This window comes from Huijunlia imazamoxiresistens (assembly GCF_037132455.1).
In the GTDB taxonomy this organism is placed as follows: domain Bacteria; phylum Bacteroidota; class Bacteroidia; order Chitinophagales; family Chitinophagaceae; genus Flavisolibacter; species Flavisolibacter imazamoxiresistens.
Genome location: NZ_JBBBEI010000001.1, coordinates 209,096 through 230,414, shown reverse-complemented (window position 1 = coordinate 230,414; position 21,319 = coordinate 209,096). Strand labels below are relative to the sequence as shown.

Genomic DNA, 21,319 nt, shown 5'->3' with positions numbered 1-21,319 from the left:
ATTTGTCGAAACTTATGAAACATTTGTTCAACCGCATATATGCGCAGGAGCACTGGCAGCGCCTCTACCGGGAAGGAGCGGCTATTTGCCACCGGCAAATACAACAAAACCAAACGGGCGACATAGATCCAACTTACGTACGGTTCGCCCTGGCGGACGTGGCAAATAGGTAAGCCTTTGCCTGATTACCCTATGCCCTACTTAACCTGGCATAAAAGCGGCAGTTGTATCCCATAGGGAATTATTCCTAAGGCATTTTTATTGTTTCCAGGGCACCGGCACCCGTCGATGAAAACGCCTGCGCCCCGGGCGCATACCGGCTTTTCAGCAAATTCATCATATACACATTTAACGACCATTGATCGGCGACCGGAAGCCCGTTAAAGGGATGCCGGACCATATAGGGAAAGGGACCAAACTCGGGAGTAATGGTCAGCACTTCGTTTTCCCTTTTTTTGCGGGCCACCACCTGGTCCCACCAGCCCAGGTGCTTTTCCCGGGCGTATTGCCATTCCGGCGCCCGGGGATCCGTCACCTGCGCTCCCCCGATATAGCCTACCCGGGCATGAATGTGATCGGTGCGTTCAAGGGCCAGCTGCAGGGCCAGGGGCTGGTCGTCCAGGTAAGATCCGGCCACGCACACCCAATGGGAGGCATCCAGGGTGAGCCTTAATCCGGGGATTTGCTCCAGGTAATCCCGGGTAACATGCGCCGCAAAGGCGAACTTGCTGCGGTGGGTCTCGTGCACTACCGGCAGGCGGCAACCGGCAGCCGCTTCGATCAGGGCTTTATTCTGCCCGAAGGAAAAATAATCCTTGCCGGTTTGCGAATTGATCTTCACCACCGGATAGGGCGCCATCCTTTCCAGCCAGGAACAATAGGCGTCGTAGTGCCGGGAAAAATCTGCCGCACAAGTGTCGTAATGCTGTACGATTATTTTCAAGCCCGCTTTGGCCGCGGCATTCCACACCTCGGCTAAGGCGGCCTCCGGGGCATCCTGCGCCAGACCCACCTCGATCCCATCAAAGCCTTTATCCTGGGCACGACGGCAAAACACCTCCCAAACGAGGTACTCGCTTCCCCACCGGGGACAATAAAATTCCATATACTTCATCCGACAATTGTTTTAATAAACCTTGAATAAGCTTTCCGGGCGCACCATGGGCACCTTGCCGGCCAGGAAGTCGGCTGCAAGCGCCAGCGCACCCAAAAGAAATCGAAGGTGAAAAGCCGGGCAGGCAATGCGCAGATTCATGAAGGAGTTTTGATTATAGCAAACAATTGAAAAAAAATCCGCCACTGTGCGAACCCTTCAACAGGCGCTGCCATCCGGATGTCCGCCTTTATTTCACCTGTTGACAGCCTTTTGTCAAAAAATGCTTCGCGCTTTTTCCGCCGATGACCTTATTATCCGTCCATAGGTGAATAGGGTCCTCGTACAAATTGGTCTGCGTGATGACAATGAGCGGAAGCTCCCGTTGCAGCAGTCTTACCAACTCGCCGCGCTCCCGGGTGAGTATGCCGTCCGGTCGCCAGGCAATGATGCGGTTGATTAATTTTCGCCGATCATCCCGGTCCACATATTTTGGGGTATAGAAGAAGAATTGAAACTTATAGTACAGCTTATTGAAGTCGCCGATACCGGCCAGCACATCCGGGTCAATAGGTCGGGACACATCCAATAGTACCGCAATTTTCAACTGGTTCCTTTCCGGATAGCGGATCGGATCATTCATCACAGGTTTCATTAGGTGGAGCAGCCGGGTGGCTGCGTAATGATTTTTCACGTTACATAAAGTTCAAGATTGCATGGGGTACAGCAGGGAGAAACTTGTCTTCATTTAGGGAGAAATTTGCATGGATCGATTTTTAGGATGCGGTTAACTCCGGTGAATAAGGTGCGGGCCGCCGGGATGAGCCGGATTTAATGTAGCTTTAGTAATAAAGTACCCGGAATGTTGAAAAAGATCCTTTTTTCGCTGCTGGCACTTTCTTTCCTCTTTCCTGTAGCAGCTCAATCTCCTGCCTGCACGCTGAAGCCACCTCAGGTCACCATCCACTTTGGCGCCGGCCCCGTACAGGACCTGAACACGGTAGTGCCACCGGGCTACGAAAGGGTGGCAAAAGCCTGTCCCAATGATGGTTATTACAGCTATACGTCCTTTACCCGAGACTGCTTTCACGGTCACTGGCATACGCTTTCGGAAGACCATACGCCCGGCGATAAAGCGGGTAATATGATGCTGGTGAATGCCCGGCGGGGCGGCCCTTCGCTGTTCCTGTCCACAAAGATCCCGGGCTTAAAGAGCAACGCTACCTATGAGTTCGGCCTATGGCTGGTGAATGTATGCAAGATCAATCAAAAGTGTCCCTTTCCGCTGCTGCCCAATATCACCATCCGGCTACAAACACCGGCAGGAAAGATCGTAGCGCAGTGGGGCACCGGGGAGCTGCCACGGCAGGAAACCCCGCAATGGACACCCTTCCGGGCGCTATTTACCATGCCGGCTGCTGAAACCGTGCTGCTCCTCTCCCTGGTGGACAACAACCCGGGAGGGTGCGGAAATGATTTTGCATTGGATGACATTACCTTTCGCGAATGTATCCGGCAAACACCGGAGCCAACTCCCCCACCAAAAGCAGTGGTAAAAAAGCAACCTGCCGCCCCCAGGCCGGTGCAGAAAAAAGAGGCCCCGGTAACCCGGAAACCACCAACGAGACCGGCCAGGCACCCGCAGGCGCAGGTCCCGGAAACAGCTCCATCTGCTATAAAAGAAAGCGAGCCCGTATTTTCACCACCACATCCTCCCCTTCCACCACCTCCCCCGGTACTAAGCACCAGGGCCAACCCGCTGGTGCGGGAAATAGAAACGGAAGCCGGCGAAATCCTGCTGGACCTGTATGACAACGGGGAAATAGATGGGGACACCGTAAGTATTTACCACAACAATGAACGGGTGGTGGCGCATGCGGCGCTTTCGCAAAAGCCCGTTTCCCTTCGCATTACGGTGAATGAAGCCCAACCCCGGCATGAATTGATCATGGTAGCCGAAAACCTGGGGACGATTCCGCCCAATACCTCCCTGATGATCGTACGGGCAGGCACCAAACGCTACGAGGTATTCATTTCTTCCACCCGCCAGAAGAATGCGAAGGTGGTCATTCATCTGAAAGAATGAAGAGGACAAAGCGGAATCGGCAGCCGGTACAGGAAATACGGGGGCCATGGCCGAAAGCGTTTCCGGAAACCGACCTCCCCCGGAAGAAACTGCTGGGAGGGTGTACAAAAAATGGGGCAGCGGGGAAAACAGCTAAAAGTCTTAATAGTGGGCAGGGACGATACCCGTTGCATTACCCTTGTTAAAAATCATCTTCCGATGGCTTAAGCCCCATTCCTTCAGGGACGAAATTATAGGGGTTAGGGTGTCGGCATGGGTGGTTAACTTATAGGAGATCTTCACCGGGTAATCTTCCGTAATGATCCGCTTTACCAGTTGATGCTGTTCGAGCTCCTTCAATTCCTTCGCCAAAGCTTTCGGCGTTATTCCGGCAATGCTCTCCTGGATGTCGGTAAACCGCTCATTGCCGACTCCGACCGAAATGATAATCGGCAATTTCCATTTGCCCATTATTACGTCTAATGCATCCCGCACCGGCTTCAGAGTGTCCAGGCAGGATTGACAGGGTTTTTTGGCAGCCATTGTTAATTGTATTGGATAATCCACTTTCCTTTAGGAAAGTACTATACAAAGTAAAGTATTATTTCCCAACTTTGCCAACGAATCTTTCAAGGGGTACCCATGGGCAGTAGAACGGGCAGTGCACCTTTCTGAAATGTGGAAAGAAGAAGCGCAGCGTCTAAGCGAACGGGCGCATCAGGTATGCCCTTACGCTCACGCTGCCCGGAATTACCCTGAAGTAAAATGAAGGGCGACGAATCGTTAAAGTTTTCCGCATACGCGAAAGGAAGCCATAGAAAAGACGTATCTATAATATTGATGTATGAAAGAAAAAAACATAGCCTATTCTATTTTAGAACTCGCCATTGTTTCGCAGGGACAGACGATACAACAGACCCTGCATCACTCCTTGGCATTGGCGAAGGCAGCGGAAGGGTATCACTACAAACGCATTTGGTTTGCCGAACATCATAATTCCGATAATATCGGCAGCAGCGCTACCTCCATACTCATCGGTTATGCTGCGGAGAACACCCATACCATTCGGGTGGGTTCCGGTGGTATCATGCTTCCTAACCATTCGCCGCTGATCGTGGCGGAACAGTTTGGAACGTTGGCGCATTTATATCCGGGCCGTATCGACCTGGGCCTGGGCAGGGCGCCAGGCACCGATCAGCAAACGGCACAGGCTATACGGTCCGACTTTTTCCAGGCAGCGCAGTTATTTCCCGAAGAAGTGGCTAAAATTCAGCGGTATTTTTCGCCGGAAAACAGGCAATCAAACGTTCGGGCAGCTATTGCGGAAGGCACGCATGTTCCGCTCTATATATTAGGTTCCAGTACGGATAGCGCCCATTTAGCAGCCAGGATGGGATTGCCGTATGCTTTTGCCAGCCACTTTGCGTCCACCTACCTGCCGCAGGCGTTACAGATCTATAACCAGGAATTCCAGCCTTCCGGGGCGCTGCAGCAGGCCTATACCATGGCCGGGGTAAATGTTTATATCGCCGATACGGATGAAGAAGCGGAAAAGCTGTTCACCAGCTTAATCAGGATGTTTGTGGGTGTGTTAACCGGGACAAAGGAGCCGCTGCACCCGCCCACGGAAATGACCGCAGAATTAAAAGAATTGTTGCAACACCCGGCGGTAAATCAAATGCTGAAATATTCTTTTGTGGGAAGCAAGCAAACCGTAAAAAACCAGGTAAAAGCATTTCTTGACCAAACAAAGGTGAATGAACTCATTGCGGTATCCACCATGTACGATATAAATGACCGGATAAAATCCGCCCGGTTATTTGCAGAAATAATGATGGAGCTAAATGAAGGGATATAAATGGAGGCTGCCTTGTGTAGCGGCAACCTCCTGGAAATGGAAGTTGAAAATACCTTTTTAGTTGGACGATACTTTTTTATAGGTCATCCATTGGTACACCGCACCCTTTGATAATTTACAGAAGGTCGTTAACCGGACCCCGTCATTGTATATGATCTGCATGGTATCCCCTAAAATAAACCTGGTGGAATCCACTACCTTAAAAGGCGACCTCCCTGTGGCATTTGCGGAAGGGTAGGTATAATAGGCCGTGTCATTTTTACGGAATTCAATAAAGTTCCCGTTTTCGTTCGGATAAATGAGGGTATCCGTTGTATTGATGCATACCGATTTAAATAACCCTAACTCCCATTTCCCCACAATTGGGTTGTACAGGGCAGAAGCTGTGGGAACAGCAAGCGGCGCCTGCGCTTGTTCCATTGGGAAGGGCGCATTACTGAAGTCTTCTTTACTACAAGATAAACCAAGGAACAGCAGAAAGGCAAAGAGAAGGCAGCAGTTATTCATATGGTTTTTTTAAGCAAGGGGCCATCCGCACATTAAATTTAAATAAAACCGGGAAAAAAAGGCAAAAACCATGGTTGGAACTTTTGTTCCTTTTCCATTGAAGCGATGCCGCTCCTCTCCTTTTGCTCCTTGTTTATTCCTTTCCGGCTACCCGCTACACTTGGAGGAAAAGACCATAAAAAAAGGGTAACCACAGGTGTCGGTTAGATACACGTGGCTACCCATTTCGTTTACTTTTATGTCGCTGTTCTAACGGTTAACAGTCCGGTGGTGGTCATCGCGGTCCCTTCGCTTCAGCCCCAACAAACCAAGCAGGCCCAACAATCCGAGTAAGCCCCATTCGTCATCCCCGTCATCGTCTGCATCGCTTTCGCGGTCTACCTCCGTACGGGTCTCTTCCGTATTTTGCGCTACGACAGGGTTACTCGCTACCATAAAAACACTCATTGCCACTGCTGTTAGAATCGTTTTTGCCTTTTTCATAATCATTCTCTTTTTATGTTGAAACCTCAAAGCAAGACTTGTACCAGAACGGCATAGGATTGGCAGGAGAGATTTCCAAAAAACGATTGATTATGGCACATACCGTGATTGGATTTTTTAAGGAAGGCTCGGATGCACAAAAAGCTGTACAGCGTCTTCAGGAAAAAGGAGTTTCCCGCCAGCATATCGATGTTTCGAGAGGGGAATATCTCGACGGCACAGCAGACAGGGATGGCCGAAACACCAACAGGGTTACGGACTTTTTTAATAAGCTCTTCGGCCATGACAGCGATGATGCCCGGCGGTACTCCACAGTGGGACAAAGCAAGGTGACCATCGTTACGGTTCATGCAACCTCGGAAGACCTTGCAGAGACAGCTGCAGACATCCTGGATGACTGTGATGCGATTGATGTGGATGAGCATGCCTCGCATTCCGGTTTAACCGGCGACACCGAAAGAAGGCGCCGCAGCCGCATCATCGACCGCTCTATTGAGGAGGAATACCGTCTTCGGGAAGACTAGCGGCGGATCTAAAACACGAATGCGAAAGTCAGCCTCAAGTGTATTACTTGAGGCTGACTTTTTAGCTATAGTTTCCTTTCAGCTGCTGTTACCTCTTCGTTCCCCCTGATTAAAATCTTCTCGTTCCCCTGGCTCTGGATTACAGGGAGCCAACACCTCCAAAAGGTGAACCGGGTAAAACCCCGTTTGGTCCGCCTATTGTTCCTGCAGCTTCAGCAACCAGGCATCCTGTCCGCCCTTGTTGCCCGGCACATCGCCGTTGTCGCTCCAACTGCCCCCACCCAGCCATACTGCCCCATCCGCTGCGGGCAGGACAAGATAGCCGTAGTCGTTACCGCCCCCTCCGAGGGAACGCTGCCAGAGCAACTGCCCGGAAGCACCCAGCTTCACCACCCAGTTGTCCTTCATGCCCTTATTGGCCGGCAGGTCCCCGTCCCCGCTTTCCGACACCCCGCTGAGCAGGAAACCGCCGTCCGGTGCGGCCGCCACCGAGCGAAACTCGTCCCATTCCGTTCCCCCAAAGGTCTTTTGCCACAGCTTGTTGCCGCTGCCGTCCATTTTCAGCACCCAGCCATTGTAGGTGCCCGCTCCCTTGCCCCCGGCGAATTCGCCGTCGGCACTGCTGCTGTAGCCGGCCAGGATAAAGTTCCGGTCTGCAGTGGGGGCTATGCAAAAAATTTTCTCCAGGCCGGTGCCGCCGAAGGTTTTTTCCCACAGGATGCTGCCGCTTTCACTCAGTTTGACCACCCAGCCGTCCGAAACCCCTTTGACCGGGCTCACGTCCCCGTCGCCGCTGCTGGAACTGCCGGCCACCAGGTAGCCTCCCGGCACGGCAATCACCGAATGGGCTTCTTCGTGCCCGCTGCCGCCCAGGGCCTTCTGCCAGATCAGGTTGCCCCGGGAGTCGAGGCGCACCACCCACATATCCATCATTCCTGTGCTGCCATGCTTGCCGGTAACGTCGCCGTCGTTGCTGTAGGTATAGCCGGCGAGCACATAACCCCCATCGGGCGTTAGGGCCAGGCAGGAAGCCTGTTCGAAGGAGGAGCCGCCCAGGATCTTTTCCCATTGCGGGTTACCCAAGGCATCCGTTTTGACCATCCAGAAATCAGACATGCCTTTGCGCCCGTTGGTGTTGCCGTTGTTGACACCAGTGGTACCCGCCACGGCATACCCCCCTTCCGGGGTGGCAAGCACGGCTCTGCCCCCGTCAAATTGACCGTCGCCGAAGGCCCGTTGCCATTGAACCATGCCCTGGGCATTCAGTTTCAGCAGGGGCACCTCCTTATCGGCATACTGCCCGTCCTGGGGATCGGTCCGGTACAACTCCCCGGTCAGCACGAGGCCCCCGTCCGGGGTGAGCGCCATGCTGGAAAAATAGTCATGCCTATCAAAGCCGAAGGTTTTATTAAACAGGATGCCGAGGGAAAACGCCCGTTGACGCACCTGGAGGGTCAGCGGGGCAATGTCGGGCTGGTCCACGGGCTGAATGTTAATGGTGGCGGTGCGGTCGGCCCCCGTTGCATTGATTTCCAACGCCCGCAGGAAGATCTTTTTTTCCCCACCGGTCAGCGTATCGCTCAGGGACAGCCATGAAGCGGAAGTGGAAGCTTTCCAGGACAGGCTGGCCCGGACCGTGAAGGAATCCAGGGCGCCGGGGTAGCCACCCAGGGTAAGGGTCGTGCTGTCAGACTTTAAGTAAGGCCGGGAGTCCGTACCGGGCTTTTTACAGGAAAACAAGGCGCACAAAAAGGCGGAAAGGGCAGGTAAAAGCAGTCGTTTCATAGCGTAGGTTGGGGGGCAAAACTAAGCTATTGATACATACCCCTTCCTTTTAAAAATAAGGAAAGTGCATACCCCTGGCAGGGTTGCGCCGGGGCGGTTACTCAACTCATTTAGCCTTGCGCAGGTCCAGGTTATGGAAATAAAAGATCCGGGCCGTATGCAGCGAGCGGTACCGTCCCGAAGCCGGCAGCTGCTGGAACAGGTTCATATAGCCGACCTGCAGGTTGTCATGCTTGTTCACGTGGTAGGCCAGGCCCACGAAAAACCGGTTCTGGTCAAAGTAATTGTTCACGATCTCCTTGCCAAAGTTGACATGCACTTCGTTGTTCACGTGGGCCGCCAGGGTCTTGGGCGCAAAGCCTTTTTTGCTCAGCGGGTGCTGCCACATGAAGTTATAACGGATCCGGAAGTTGAAGGCATAACCGTCCCCCAGCTTCGAGCCCTCCTCGATCTTGCGGCGGTAGCGCTCTTCCAGCCGGAACCACTGCATCGTCCGCGACTTGGCGTACTTCGTATGCCACTGCACCTGCTGCCAGGGACGGTGTTCGGGCTGGGAAATGTCGGGGTGGTTATCGGAGGGAAAATGATTGACAAAGGCATAACCGGCCGTCAACTTGGTGGCGTCATCCAGGTAATAGGTCAGGCCGACGCGGGCAATGCCCTGCGAGAGGTCCTCCACCAGGGCTTCCTTCGTGCGCAGGTGGCCGTCGAACCACAGGCCCCAGCGGTTGGAAAACCGGGTCTGGTTGAAATAGCCCGCCCACAACTGCGTAGCGGAGGCGGTTTGTTTGACAGGAGCCGTCTGGGCGCCTGCCGGCAGGGAAAAAGCAACGACAAAAGCAACGAAAAGGGGTAGTATTCTGTTCATAAAAGGTTTTTTGCAGGGAGTGAAAGGGGCCGGAGTAAAGAGCCGGCCCTTACTTTTTCTTCGGTTTATACCAGGATAAAGAGTTTTAGGATCAGTCCCAGCGCAGCGGCCGCCAGGATAATTGCCGGCTCCTTGACCTTCCATTTCAGCAAAACGAATATGGTGGCCAGGGCAATCAACGCGGTAGGAACATCCTTGATGGTTCGCAGGGCGATCACCACCACGGCGCCCACCAGGGCGCCCACCACCGCCGCGGTGATGCCGTCCACGAAGGCTTTGATGCTGGGATGCCGGCCGTACTTTTTAAAATAGGGCGCCGGCAGCACCGTGAGCAGGTAACAGGGTAAGAACGTAGCCAGGGCCGCCACGCAGGCGCCGGGAAAACCCGCCACTAGGTAGCCGATAAAGCCCACGGTGATGACTACCGGCCCAGGCGTGATCATGGCTACGGCCACCGCGTCCAAAAACTGCTGTTCGTTCAGCCAGCCGTACTGCTGCACCACGCCGGCGTGCAGGAAGGGTACAATAGCCAGGCCGCTGCCGAATACAAAGGCGCCCGCCTTGGTAAAGAACCAGGCGATCTGCCCCAGCGTGCCCCCGGTCCAGTTCCCGAAGCCGATGCCCAGCAACCAGACCGAAGGGGTCACGGACGCCTTTTTCAACCCGCGGGGCGGGGCTTTGACAAACATGTACAGCAGCCCTGCGGCGATAAAGAGCAGCATTTCTTCCGACTCCGTAATGACGGTGACGATTGCCGCCAGTACGAAAAACAACCAGAGGAGCCAGTTTTTGGCCAGCGCCGGGCCGTTGATCTTGCTGACCGATTTTTCGGTGAGCTTGTAGCTGCTGATGGCGATGATGCCGACCACCGCTGCGCCCACGCCGTAAAAGATGGCCTGCATCCACGGCAGGCCGCCAAAGAGGGTGTAGGCCAGGCCGATGGCCACCACCATCAGGAAGGAAGGCAGCACAAAAGCCAGCCCGCAGAGCGTGGCGCCCAGCACCTGGTAGTGCACATAGCCCAGGTAAATGCCCAACTGGGCGGCAAGGGGCCCCGGGGCCAGCTGCGCCAGGGCCAGGCCGTCGCGGTACTCTTCTTCCGTTATCCATTTCCGCTCCTCCACCAGGTCGCGGTGCATGTAGCCTACCAGGGCCACCGGGCCGCCGAAGCCGGCGTATCCCAGTTTGAAGAAGTAGCCAATGAGCTGTTTTAAGGAATAAGGGGGCTGGTGCGGGGTTTCGGGCACCACCGCCGCTGTTTCTATTGTTGTTGAAGGGTCCATTTTTGTGTGGGTTGAAGGGTCCTATGCAGGATTTTGGGCAAGATTAGCCAAAGCGCCCACGGAAAAATAGAAGGGAATTAACCTTTTGTACCCGTTTTACCTTTTTGCCCAAATTTACCCCCCTCTTATTCCGGTGGGACCCATTTACGCTGCGCTTTTATTCTCTACTTTTGTGGCAGTTTGGAAAAACGTTTTTTCATATTCTTCTGGCTTTTTGCGGCCTACGCCTTGGTATTGGCCCACAGCGTAGTGCCCCACCGTCACCATGAGGACCGGTATTGACTGCCGGTCCGGGAAAGGAGCCTGCATTTTCCTACAATTCTTAAAACACAGAAGCAATTTTCACTATGAAGCTCTTTTCTGCGGCCGCCCTGGTGGTCCTTACCCTCCTGGCCTGCACCAACCAAAGTGCGGAGCACGGGCTCGCCCCGGCCGAGGCCGGCCAACCCGGGGAAGCGCGCCTGGAGCCGCTGGCCTACACCCTTTACTCAGACACGACCGAGCTGTTCGTGGAATTCAAACCCCTGGTGGTGGGCAGCCCTTCCAAATTTGCCGCCCACCTCACCCGCCTGGGCGAAACCTTTACCCCTTACACGGAAGGCGCTGTTACGGTCTCCTTACAGCTGGAGGGCCGGCGCCTGTCCGATTCCGCCGGCGCCCCCTCTTCCCCCGGCATCTTCCGCCTGGCACTCACGCCCGCCCAAGCAGGCGTGGGCAGGCTGGTCTTTGACATACGGGCGAAAGGGCTGACCGATCAGATCACGATTGACAGCGTCCCTGTCTACACGGACGAAAAAACCGCCCTGGCCGCCCAGGTGCCCGAAGCGGGCGGCAGCGACATCGCCTACCTGAAGGAACAGGCCTGGAAGGTGGAATTTGCCCACGCCCCGGTCCGGCGCACCACCCTGTACGACGTGGTGCCGGCCACCGGCGAGTTGCTGGACGCTCCCGGCGAAGAGGTGACGGTGGCGGCCCGCTCCAACGGCCTGGTAACGTTTGCCGGCACCGGAGTGGTTGTGGGGGCCCCGGTTCGTGGGGGCCAGAAGCTCTTTAGCATCAGTGGCGGGGAGATCGCCTTTGAAAACGTGGCGGCGGCCAAACAGGCCGCAAGGGCCGAACTGGCGACCGCCAAAACAGAGTACGACCGGGCTTCCGAGCTGATCACCGACCAACTCATTACCCAGGGGGAATACCAGGCCGCCCGCCTGCGCTACCAGCAGGCCCGGATCGCCCTTGCTCATCTCAGTCGCAACTATTCCCGGGCCGGCAACGCCCTCACCGCCCCCATCAGCGGTTTTCTCAAAAACGTCCTGGTCAGCGAAGGCCAGTACGTACAGGCCGGCCAACCCCTGGCCACCCTTACCCGCAACCGCAAGCTGTTGCTGCGGGCCGATGTTTCGCTGAAAGACGCCGGCCGCATCGCCTCCGTGCGGGAAGCCAATTTTACGCTGGTGCAAAACAAACAAACCTACAACACCGGCGAGCTGAATGGAAAGCTCGTGTCCATTGCCAAAACCACCGGGGGCCACAGCCCCTTCGTGCCCGTTCATTTTGAGCTGGACAGCCGCCCGGGCCTGCTGCCCGGCTCCTTTGCCCAGGTGTACCTCAAAACGACGCCGCTGCATAACGTCCTGGCAGTGCCCGTTTCGGCCCTCCTCGAAGAGCAGGGTACCTTCTTTGTCTACGTGCAGACCGCAGGGGAAAGCTTCCAGAAGCGCGAAGTGCGGCTGGGGGCCCAGGACGGCCGCCAGGCACAGGTGCTGAGCGGCGTAGCCGAAGGCGAGCGCGTGGTCACCAGGGGCGCCTATCAAATCAAATTGTCCACCGCCGGCGGCACCATGCCCGCGCATGGCCACGAGCACTAAAAGGTTCGCCATGTTAAACCGGATCATCCAGTTTTCCCTGCACAACCGGCTGCTGGTGGTGGCAGCCTCCCTGCTGCTGATGGCCGTGGGACTGTTTACGGCCTCCCGCATGGAGGTGGACGTCTTTCCCGACCTCACCGCCCCCACGGTGGCGGTGCTGACCGAAGCCCACGGCATGGCGCCCGAAGAAGTGGAGCGCCTCGTCACCTTCCCGGTGGAAACCTCCGTCAACGGCGCCAGTGGTGTCCGCCGCGTGCGGTCCTCCTCCTCGGCGGGCATTTCCATTGTTTGGGTGGAATTCGCCTGGGGCACCGACATTTACCGGGCCCGGCAGATCGTAAGTGAAAAGATCGGCGTGGTGGCCACGGGCCTGCCCGTTGGGGTGAGCGCGCCGGTGATGGCCCCGCAAAGCTCGATCATGGGTGAAATCATGCTGATCAGCGTCACGGCGCCCACCACCTCCCAGATGGACGTACGTACGATCGCGGACTGGAACCTCCGCCCCTTGCTGCTCTCTATCGGCGGGGTCTCGCAGGTAGTGGTCATTGGTGGCGAGTACAAGCAGTACCAGGTGCTGGCCTCGCCCCAGAAGATGCGCTATTACAACGTTTCCCTGTCCGAACTGCTGAAGGCGGCACAAGGCGCCAACAAAAACGCGGCCGGCGGCTTCCTGCGCCAGTACGGCAACGAATACATCGTCCGCGGCATCGGCCGCACGGCAGACCTTGGAGAATTGGGCCGCTCGGTGATCAAGACGGTGAACGGGACCCCCATCCAAATCGAGGACGTGGCGGAGATCAAAATCGGCGGCGCCGTCAAGATCGGCGACGGCTCGATGAAGGGCCGCCCCGCCGTCATCATGACCGTGATGAAGCAGCCGGGTACCAACACCCTGGAGCTGACCAACCGGATCGACGGGGCCCTGGCGGAACTCAAAAAGACCCTGCCCGGCGACCTCCGGATCAATACCCGCATTTTCCGACAGGCCGACTTTATCCATGCCTCCATCGGCAACATCCAAAAAACCCTGCTGGAAGGCTCGCTCTTTGTGCTGGTGATCCTGTTCCTGTTTTTGATGAACTGGAGGGCTACGGTTATTTCCCTGGTGGCCATTCCCATCAGCCTGCTTACCGCCCTGCTGACGTTAAAGTGGCTGGGCTTTACCATCAACACCATGAGCCTGGGCGGCATGGCCATCGCCATCGGCGACCTGGTGGACGACGCCATCATTGACGTGGAGAACGTGTTCCGGCGGCTGAAGGAAAATGCCGCCCGGCCGCCGGAGCTGCGCCAGGACAAGCTGCGGGTGATCTATGATGCCTCGGTGGAGATCCGCTCTTCGGTGATCAACGCCACCTTTATCATCATCGTGGCCTTCCTGCCCCTGTTCTTCCTATCGGGCATGGAGGGGCGCCTGCTGGCGCCGCTGGGCATTGCCTTTATCGTTTCCCTGTTTGCCTCGCTTATCGTGGCCCTTACCCTTACGCCGGTGCTGTGCCGCTATTTGCTGGCGAGCGATCACATGCTGCAGCGCCAGCACCGGGAAAGTCCGCTGGTGCACCGCCTCAACACCGCCTACCGGCAGGCTTTGGTGCGGGCCATGCATTTTAAAAAGCCGGTACTGGCCACGGCCGGGGCGTTGTTCGTGGGGGCGCTCCTGGTGCTCTTCTCCCTGGGCCGCAGCTTTCTGCCGGAATTCAATGAAGGCTCCCTGGTGGTGAGCGTCACCTCCCTGCCGGGTATTTCCCTGGAGGAAAGCAATGCCATCGGTACCCGCGTAGAGCAAACCCTGCTCACGGTTCCCGAGATCCGCATGACCACCCGGCGCACCGGAAGGGCGGAACTGGACGAGCACGCCCAGGGGGTGAACGCTTCGGAGATCGATGCGCCCTTTACCCTTCGGGACCGGGGCCGGGAAGCATTTATGAAGGAGGTGCGCGAAAAGCTGGCCACGGTTTCCGGGGCCAATATCACCATCGGCCAGCCCATCGGTCACCGCATCGACCATATGCTCTCCGGCACCCGCGCCAATATCGCCATCAAGATCTTCGGCCCCGACCTGGGCACCCTGTTTAGCCTGTCCAAACAGGTGAAAGCCGCCATTGAAGGCATACCGGGGCTGGTGGACCTGAGCGTGGAACAGCAGGTCGAAATTCCCCAGGTACAGATCAGGGCCAACCGCGCTATGCTCAGCAAGTACGGCATTACCATCGGGCAGTTCACCGAGCTGGTGGATGTGGCCTTTGCCGGTGAAAAAGTATCCGAGGTTTACGAAGGGGCGCAGCGCTTTGACCTGGTGCTGCGGTTCAACGAAGAGAACCGGGGCAGCCTGGAAGGCATCCAAAACACCCTGATCGATGCGGGGAACGGGCAGAAGATCCCCCTCAGCTATGTGGCCGAAGTGGTGTCGACCTCGGGGCCCAATACCATCAACCGCGAAAACGTGCAGCGCAAAACGGTGGTGTCGGCCAACGTGGCCGGCCGCGACCAGAAAAGCGTGGTGGAGGACCTCCGCCAAAAGATCGAAGCCGGCGTAAAGCTGCCGGAGGGCTACCGCGTCGCCTACGGCGGGCAGTTCGAGGCGGAAGCGGAGGCATCCAGGACATTGGTGCTGACCTCGCTGTTGGCCCTGCTGGTTATTTTCTTTTTGCTGTACCAGGAGTTCCGGGAAGTAAAAATGGCCGGCGTTATCCTGCTGAACCTGCCGCTGGCCCTGATCGGCGGGGTCTTGAGCGTATGGCTGACCTCGGGTATGCTGTCCATACCGGCCATCATCGGCTTTATTACCCTGTTCGGCATCGCCACGCGCAACGGCATCCTGCTGGTATCGCACTACCAGCTGCTGCAGGATAAAGGACTGCCCCTGTACGAGACCGTGATCGAAGGGTCAAAGGACCGGCTGAGCCCCATCCTTATGACGGCACTGACCGCAGGACTGGCGCTGATCCCGCTGGCGCTGGGCGGCGAACTGCCCGGCAACGAGATCCAGAGCCCCATGGCCCGGGTAATCCTGGGCGGACTGCTGAGCGCTACCCTGCTCAACCTGTTTGTGGTACCGATGGTGTATTACCTGGTAAAAAGAAGGGATGAAAAAAATAAGTACACCCGGAATCCATAACCTTGTTTCAAGCGGAGCCAATCCGGATCATGACCATTAAAAAATCAGGAATGTATAAAGCTATTTGGATGGGCGGTATCGCCCTGAGCCTGGCGGGGTTCGCTGCCCGGGCCCAAAACCTGGATACGGTGCTGGCGGCCATTGGCAGGAACAACAAAGCCATCGGGGCCAATAAAAAGTACTGGGAAGCCCGCCTTGCGGAGTACCGTACCGGCCTGACCCCCTACGACCCGTTGGTAGAGTTCGACTACCTGCCGGGCTCACCGGCGGGAGCCGGCACCCAGCGGGATTTTGCCCTTACCCAGCGGCTGGATTTTCCCACTGCCTACAAACGGAAAAAAGAGCTGGCCGGCGCGCAGGCGGAAGGCGCCGGGCTGGAACAGGCGGTGTTCCGCCAGGACGTCTTGCTCGAGGCAAAGCTCACCGCCCTGCAGCTGATCGCGGTCAACAAAAAAGCAGCCGTGCTGGAGCAGCGGCTGCGCAGGACCGCCCGGCTGGCGGAAGATTACCAGAAAAAGCTGGATCGCGGAGAGGTGATCGTGCTGGACGTGAACAAAGCAAGGCTGCAATTGCTGCAAGTCAACCAGGAAGCCGCCCTGAACCTCAGTGAGCGGCAGGCCCTGCTTACCCGCCTTTCGGAGTTCAACGGGGGCCTCCCCGTGGAGCTGCGGGATACCCTGTACCCGCAGGAGCCTTCCCTGCCGGACTTTGACATCCTGGACAGCCTGATCGAGGCGGCGGATCCCCGGATCCGGTCCAGCGAGCAGCAGCAGGAAGTCCTGCGCCGGCAGGTGGGGGTGCAAAAGGCCCTGAACCTTCCCAAACTGGAGGCCGGCTACCACTCCCAGGGCATCCTCGGACAAAGCTACCGGGGCGGGCATGCCGGCCTTACCCTACCCCTTTGGGAAAATAAAAACCGGCTGAAAGCCGTACAGGCGGAACTGGAACATAGCTGGGAAAGTGCCGGCGCCCTCCGGCTGGAACACCGCCTGGAACACCGGCGCCTGTATGACCAGCTTGCAGTGCGCACGAAGGCGATGCAGGAATATAATGCCCTGGTGGCAGGCCTGAACAACACGTACCTGCTGGAAAAAGCCCTGCGCCTGGGCCAGATCACCGTGATCAGCTACTTCCAGGAGGAAAGCTATTATTTTTCCGCCTATGACCGGTACCTGCAGCAGGAACTGGAATACCACCAGGCCCTTGCCCGCCTGTTAAAGTACCGCCTTAGCCTCTGACCCGACAAGGCGGCGGTTCCGCTTAGCAGCGAAGTACTTTTCACGGAAGTACACAGGAAAAGGGGCGGAAAAAAAATTCCGCCCCTTTTCCTATTGTCGGGGCCTTATCGGTTTCGGGACGCAGCTGCTGCGCTCCCACCCGAATCACCTGTCCGTTAAGGGGGTGCGGTATTTAAAGTAAAAGGAACAAAGCGATTATTCATGAAGTAGTGGTGATGTGGGGAAGCCTTCTGCCACCACGTCTTTTCCAGCACGGTCTCCAGGGCATTTTTCAGGTGTTCGCTGGCAAAGGGTTTTACCATGTAAAGGTCCGCCCGGGAGGTTAAGCACCTTTGGATGTCCGTCATGTGGGCCGAACTGCTGTAGACCACCACTTTAAGGTCCTGATACGCAGGGGTCGTCCGGATCTGCTCCAGGCATTCCAGCCCGCTTTTACAAGGCATGTTCAAATCCAAAAAGAGGATTTCCGGCAATTGTTTCGAAAGGAGCTGGAACAACTCGTCTCCGTCTTTGGCTACCGCTAATGTTTTGCAGGGCGTGACCTTCTGCAGAATACGACTGAAAAGGAGGGCGTGATCGGGATCATCATCGGCCAGAATAAGATAATTTTCCAACGGTGCGCTCATGTTACTTTCCCAAAGAAAAAATAGTTACAAATCGGATATAGGAGTCCTGGTCCGCAGTCGGCCTAGGCAAACAAAAGAGTTTTGCGTATGATTTAATATTCTTAGCTGCTCATTTCCCCGTTTTTGTTTAACAAGGCCATAAACCTCCTGGCCTACTGCCTCGCCTCCGTACTTCCCAAAAAAATTATCTGAAAGCAGCAAATGCCATTCCAAATTCGCTGCATCACCCTTATGGTCAACCTTTTCGAACGCGGCCGAACAATGGTATTTTACTCCCTCAAAAAACGCAAAAGGCAGCCCCGGCAGGGACTGCCTTTTGCTCGGAATGGTTATAGAAATCCGCCTCATTGCCTGTATCCGTTCCCACAAGCGTAGTTCCGGCAGCTGCAGCAGCACCTGAAAATACGTTCCGTACCGAAGTTTCCACCTCCGGAGGGAAATGGTCTTCAACATATTCCGGCAGAGCCCTTAACTGCTCGGCCGTTATACCGGGCAGGATCACATCCTCTCTTTTTTCATCCAGCTGGGCCAACCCGATCGGTATGAGTACATCACGGTCCTCCAGGTCAAACGTGTTCCCTTCCAGGTCTACCACCAGGTAACGGACCTATAAAGACCGTGTATCAAATATCCGTTCGTCCACTTCTCCTATTTTATTTCCCCGGGCATCTTTTACATCCCGCCCTTTGATATTGGGTTGCCCACCAGCGATCTCGTAGTCGCTTCCGCCCGGTTCCTGGGGACGGCTATTTTTGTTGGGCGGGATAATGGTAGTTCCCGCAGGAGAAAGAGGCAACAAAAGACCTTCGTCGGCTGGCTCCTAAACAAAAAGCAGCCATTTCTGTAGCTGCTTTTTGTCTTACCTGAAAAGGATAAACCATGTTGTCTGCTCCTGCTCCAATACCTACAATGTGCGGTCGGTGCGGTCGGTACGACCGGTACGATCGATAGAATCATCGTCCAGGTTATTATAGCGGGAGGTAGTGCTGCTGTCGTAGCCCGCAGTGCCGGTGACGCCGGTATCCGAGGCGCTCACATCGCGGTAGCGCGCATCGGTCCTGTCCAGGTTTTCCACGTCGATCTCGGTGTTGCGCACGGTGTCGCGAATCGTTTCTTCCCGTTCGTTCACCTCCTTGCTGAGGCGTACTTCTTCCACCACGCGGGCTTCTTTATTGACGACGGGCACTTCGGCACGCTCGGTCAGTTCGATATCCTGCTCGCGGAAGGCGTGGCGCTCCTCACCGGATAAGGGCCGGTCCACGGGGTTGCGTTCCACCCGTACGTTTTCCTCCCGCAGGCGAACGGTTTCTTCCACCGGCCGCTCCACGATGCGGCTGCGTACCCGTACGCCGCCCCTTTCCACGGTGCGCTTACCCACCTCCAGGTTTTCCTCGATGCGCGGAATAGAGGTTTCGCTTTCATGGGAAATATCCCTGCTTTCACCGGTATAGCCGGCGCTTCCCGTAGCCCGGTAACCGTACTCGGTAGCGCGCTCGTCCACGTTAATGGCGCCACTGTCATCGAGAATATCGGCGGCATCGTCGGCTTCTTCCGACGAGAGGGCCGAAACCGTAACGATGGCATCGGCCTTTTCGGCGACGCGGGAGTAACGGTTCACTTCGTCGTCATCATCCCCGAACAGGGATTTAAAGAACCGGACGATGCCGCTTTCTTCTTCCCTGTGGTCCGTAGTGGTCCGGTCATAGGCAACATCGGCCGAAGACCGGTTGCCGGAAGAAATATCGATGCGATCACGGCTGATGCCTTTGCTCTCTAACTTTTGTACTGCCCGTTGCGCCTCTGCATAATTGTCGAAAAAACCAATTACTGTCTTTGCCATAAAACTCTGTTTAAAAATTAAAGATGTTAAAGGGGATTTGGGGGAGCCTGGTCAATATTCCTGCGCTCGACGGTTACGTCTTCCCGTAATAACGTTGTTTGTACCGTTTCGTCTCTTTCCATTCTTCTTTTCGTTACCCGCACTTCCTCCACCACTTCGTACCGTTTCACCAGCACCTCGCGGACCACGGGAATCACCATGGTGTCTCCCTCGTGGAAGAAAGCCGGCGGGGGCGCATCCACGATCTGGTTTACAGGTACCCGCTCAATATCGTACACCTCATGCTGGAGGGGAACGGTTACGGAAATATCGTTTTCGCTCACTGTCTTGGATATATGCACCTTACCGGTTTCCACCACTTTTGTGTCTACCCGCAATTGCTCTTCCACTACAGGAAGTACCCTGGATGGTTCGTCCCGGCGTTCGGAACCTTGAGGCAGGTTTTCTTTTTCCCTATAATCTCTTTCCCCGTTCATAGGCCGGGATAATCCTAATTCCATGCCTTATATCGTTTCTTAAACACGGGAGGCACCTTTTTCCACTGGTTTAAACGGAAAACTTTACAGAAAAGAAATAATAGCCGTTGCTGTATTCTACATTCAAACAGCTTACTACCCATAATTTTCTACAAACGGCCTGCAGTTCCCGGCACTTGCACGGCCCATAAAATATGACGGCAAGGCGCCAGGTTTTTTTCTGTAAATGTTCCGTCTGCTTAAGGGTCAAATACCGTTTCCTACTCTTTCCTTTTCGAAGTAGCAGCAGAATGAATAATTTCGGGATGGCAATTCAATGAAACCCCGGAGGTGCGGGCCACTGAAGGAGCGCTGTGCTTAAGGAACACGCCGCCTGAATCACAACAACATGAAAAAACTGTTCACTGCTGCGGGACTCCTGCTGGGAATTACATCCCTGGCCCAGGATTCCAGCCGGCAGCACCGGGAGGCTGCCGGCCCGTTGACCGTCAATGGCCATGTGGAAGCCTATTACAGCTATGATTTTAACAGGCCGGCCAGCAGCAATCGCCCCGGGTTTCTTTACAACCATAGCCGTCATAACGAGTTTACCGTGAACCTTGCCTACCTGAAAGGAAGCTACACGACCGCCAGGGCAAGAGTGAGCCTTGCCCTGGGGGCAGGAACGTACATGAATGCGAACTATGCAGCGGAACGGGGCACGATGAAAAACATGTACGAGGGCAGCGCCGGCTATAAGCTGTTGCGGGATCAAACTATTTGGCTGGATATCGGGGTGCTGCCTTCCCACATTGGCTTTGAAAGCGCCCACTCCCCCAGTTGCTGGACCCTCACCCGCAGCATGGCGGCAGAAAATTCGCCCTATTACGAAGCGGGTGCCCGGCTTACCTACCACACGCCGGACAGCAACTGGCTGTTTGCGGCACTGGCGCTCAATGGCTGGCAACGCATCCAAAGGGAGGAGGGAAATTCACTGCCGGGCTGGGGCACCCAGGTCCTGTATACCCCCGGCAGCACCGTTTCGCTGAACTACAGCACCTTTTGGGGCACCCCCTTTCCGGACAGCAGCCGTAAATGGCGGTCCTTCCATAATCTTTACGGGATTTTTCACCTCTCCCGGCGACTGGGGCTTATCCTGGACTTTGATATGGGGTGGGAACAGCAGGCAAAAGGGTCCAGGAAGAGGAACAACTGGTACACCCCGGTTGCCATTCTCCGTTATATGCCTTCCGACCAATGGGCTGTTGCCCTGCGGGGCGAATATTACCACGACCGGAAGGGCGTTATCATTTCCACCGGCACGCCCCATGGCTTTCAAACCACCGGCTTTTCGGCTAATATAGACTACCGGCCCGCCCGGCAGGTGGTCCTGCGCCTGGAAGTCAGGGCATTAAACAGCCGGGATAAAATCTTTGAAAAAGAAGGCCTTCCCCAACAGGGAAATACGGCCCTTACCTTTTCTTCCGCCATCAGCTTTTAATCCTTCCTGCTACAACCGCCCGCATCTCTTTCATAAATATATAAATACAGAAAAAAGCGCACGAAACCAGGCCGAATGAATAACGGCATTATTAATTTATATACCGTTGACTATCATCCCTAAAACTTTCTATTTGTTGGCAAAACTTCCCCAACAATGCCCTTACGCTGCCTTTAAAACGTTTGGCATTTATTTGGAAGAGATGATACT

The 21,319-nt window shown here is 55.7% G+C and carries 21 protein-coding genes; 8 read left to right on the top strand and 13 right to left on the bottom strand.

Features of this window, described 5'->3' with window-relative positions; all coding sequences use genetic code 11:
* The first annotated feature begins 14 nt into the window (after positions 1–14).
* The gene (locus V9K67_RS00645) at positions 15–173 is read left to right on the top strand and encodes a hypothetical protein (RefSeq protein ID WP_336719338.1); all 159 of its coding nucleotides are present in this window, start codon (positions 15–17) and stop codon (positions 171–173) included.
* 74 nt (positions 174–247) lie between these two features.
* Here V9K67_RS00645 and V9K67_RS00640 read toward each other — a convergent pair whose 3' ends face one another.
* The 3 genes from V9K67_RS00640 to V9K67_RS00630 all read right to left on the bottom strand — a co-directional run bounded on the left by V9K67_RS00640 (position 248) and on the right by V9K67_RS00630 (position 1,787).
* Positions 248–1,114 (bottom strand): sugar phosphate isomerase/epimerase family protein, encoded by an 867-nt coding sequence (locus V9K67_RS00640; RefSeq protein ID WP_336719336.1) that lies wholly within the window; start codon positions 1,112–1,114, stop codon positions 248–250.
* A gap of 12 nt (positions 1,115–1,126) precedes the next feature.
* Positions 1,127–1,255 (bottom strand): hypothetical protein, encoded by a 129-nt coding sequence (locus tag V9K67_RS00635; protein WP_336719334.1) that lies wholly within the window; start codon positions 1,253–1,255, stop codon positions 1,127–1,129.
* Positions 1,256–1,343: 88 nt separating this feature from the next.
* Positions 1,344–1,787, bottom strand: coding sequence for a type 1 periplasmic-binding domain-containing protein (locus V9K67_RS00630; protein WP_336719333.1), 444 nt, complete (start codon positions 1,785–1,787; stop codon positions 1,344–1,346).
* A 168-nt stretch (positions 1,788–1,955) separates the two neighbouring features.
* Here V9K67_RS00630 and V9K67_RS00625 point away from each other — a divergent pair, with 168 nt between their 5' ends.
* Complete coding sequence (locus V9K67_RS00625) at positions 1,956–3,179, top strand: hypothetical protein (RefSeq protein ID WP_336719332.1); 1,224 nt, start codon at positions 1,956–1,958, stop codon at positions 3,177–3,179.
* 141 nt (positions 3,180–3,320) lie between these two features.
* On the opposite strand, the gene V9K67_RS00620 is transcribed toward V9K67_RS00625, so the two are convergent.
* Entirely contained in the window at positions 3,321–3,701 is a 381-nt protein-coding gene (locus tag V9K67_RS00620; protein WP_336719330.1) for a winged helix-turn-helix transcriptional regulator, read from the bottom strand.
* Positions 3,702–4,002: 301 nt separating this feature from the next.
* Here V9K67_RS00620 and V9K67_RS00615 point away from each other — a divergent pair, with 301 nt between their 5' ends.
* Positions 4,003–5,016 (top strand): LLM class flavin-dependent oxidoreductase, encoded by a 1,014-nt coding sequence (locus V9K67_RS00615; protein ID WP_336719328.1) that lies wholly within the window; start codon positions 4,003–4,005, stop codon positions 5,014–5,016.
* Between the two features lie 57 nt (positions 5,017–5,073).
* Here V9K67_RS00615 and V9K67_RS00610 read toward each other — a convergent pair whose 3' ends face one another.
* Positions 5,074–5,523, bottom strand: a complete 450-nt coding sequence (locus V9K67_RS00610; RefSeq protein ID WP_336719327.1) for a lipocalin-like domain-containing protein — start codon at positions 5,521–5,523, stop codon at positions 5,074–5,076.
* 249 nt (positions 5,524–5,772) lie between these two features.
* Positions 5,773–6,006: a WGxxGxxG family protein gene (locus tag V9K67_RS00605; protein ID WP_336719325.1), complete on the bottom strand. Its 234-nt coding sequence runs from the start codon at positions 6,004–6,006 to the stop codon at positions 5,773–5,775.
* Positions 6,007–6,098: 92 nt separating this feature from the next.
* Between V9K67_RS00605 and V9K67_RS00600 the strand changes: the two genes are divergently transcribed.
* Positions 6,099–6,530: a hypothetical protein gene (locus V9K67_RS00600; protein ID WP_336719324.1), complete on the top strand. Its 432-nt coding sequence runs from the start codon at positions 6,099–6,101 to the stop codon at positions 6,528–6,530.
* Between the two features lie 195 nt (positions 6,531–6,725).
* Here the strand turns inward: V9K67_RS00600 and V9K67_RS00595 are convergent, their stop codons facing one another.
* The 3 genes from V9K67_RS00595 to V9K67_RS00585 form a co-directional block, all read right to left on the bottom strand.
* Complete coding sequence (locus V9K67_RS00595) at positions 6,726–8,315, bottom strand: BACON domain-containing protein (protein ID WP_336719323.1); 1,590 nt, start codon at positions 8,313–8,315, stop codon at positions 6,726–6,728.
* 106 nt (positions 8,316–8,421) lie between these two features.
* Positions 8,422–9,183 carry a DUF2490 domain-containing protein gene (locus V9K67_RS00590; RefSeq protein WP_336719321.1) on the bottom strand — a complete coding sequence of 254 codons (762 nt, stop codon included), beginning with the start codon at positions 9,181–9,183 and terminating at the stop codon, positions 8,422–8,424.
* Positions 9,184–9,248: 65 nt separating this feature from the next.
* Entirely contained in the window at positions 9,249–10,466 is a 1,218-nt protein-coding gene (locus V9K67_RS00585) for a chromate transporter (RefSeq protein ID WP_336719320.1), read from the bottom strand.
* Between the two features lie 347 nt (positions 10,467–10,813).
* Here V9K67_RS00585 and V9K67_RS00580 point away from each other — a divergent pair, with 347 nt between their 5' ends.
* Genes V9K67_RS00580 through V9K67_RS00570 form a run of 3 tightly spaced genes read left to right on the top strand, consistent with a single transcriptional unit; the run spans position 10,814 to position 16,687 of the window.
* Positions 10,814–12,331, top strand: coding sequence for an efflux RND transporter periplasmic adaptor subunit (locus V9K67_RS00580; RefSeq protein ID WP_336719319.1), 1,518 nt, complete (start codon positions 10,814–10,816; stop codon positions 12,329–12,331).
* A 10-nt stretch (positions 12,332–12,341) separates the two neighbouring features.
* Positions 12,342–15,449 carry an efflux RND transporter permease subunit gene (locus tag V9K67_RS00575; RefSeq protein WP_336719318.1) on the top strand — a complete coding sequence of 1,036 codons (3,108 nt, stop codon included), beginning with the start codon at positions 12,342–12,344 and terminating at the stop codon, positions 15,447–15,449.
* A gap of 50 nt (positions 15,450–15,499) precedes the next feature.
* Positions 15,500–16,687, top strand: coding sequence for a TolC family protein (locus V9K67_RS00570; RefSeq protein WP_336719317.1), 1,188 nt, complete (start codon positions 15,500–15,502; stop codon positions 16,685–16,687).
* A 155-nt stretch (positions 16,688–16,842) separates the two neighbouring features.
* On the opposite strand, the gene V9K67_RS00565 is transcribed toward V9K67_RS00570, so the two are convergent.
* From V9K67_RS00565 to V9K67_RS00550, 4 genes are all read right to left on the bottom strand, one after another.
* Complete coding sequence (locus V9K67_RS00565) at positions 16,843–17,301, bottom strand: response regulator (protein WP_336719316.1); 459 nt, start codon at positions 17,299–17,301, stop codon at positions 16,843–16,845.
* Positions 17,302–17,590: 289 nt separating this feature from the next.
* Entirely contained in the window at positions 17,591–17,845 is a 255-nt protein-coding gene (locus V9K67_RS00560; protein WP_336719314.1) for a hypothetical protein, read from the bottom strand.
* Positions 17,846–18,217: 372 nt separating this feature from the next.
* A complete protein-coding gene (locus tag V9K67_RS00555; RefSeq protein ID WP_336719313.1) occupies positions 18,218–19,153 on the bottom strand; it encodes a DUF2382 domain-containing protein in 936 nt (311 codons plus the stop codon).
* Between the two features lie 26 nt (positions 19,154–19,179).
* On the bottom strand, positions 19,180–19,629 hold the full coding sequence (locus V9K67_RS00550) for a YsnF/AvaK domain-containing protein (RefSeq protein ID WP_336719312.1): 450 nt from the start codon (positions 19,627–19,629) through the stop codon (positions 19,180–19,182).
* Positions 19,630–20,017: 388 nt separating this feature from the next.
* Here V9K67_RS00550 and V9K67_RS00545 point away from each other — a divergent pair, with 388 nt between their 5' ends.
* Positions 20,018–21,109 carry a porin gene (locus V9K67_RS00545; protein WP_336719311.1) on the top strand — a complete coding sequence of 364 codons (1,092 nt, stop codon included), beginning with the start codon at positions 20,018–20,020 and terminating at the stop codon, positions 21,107–21,109.
* The last annotated feature ends 210 nt before the right edge of the window (positions 21,110–21,319 follow it).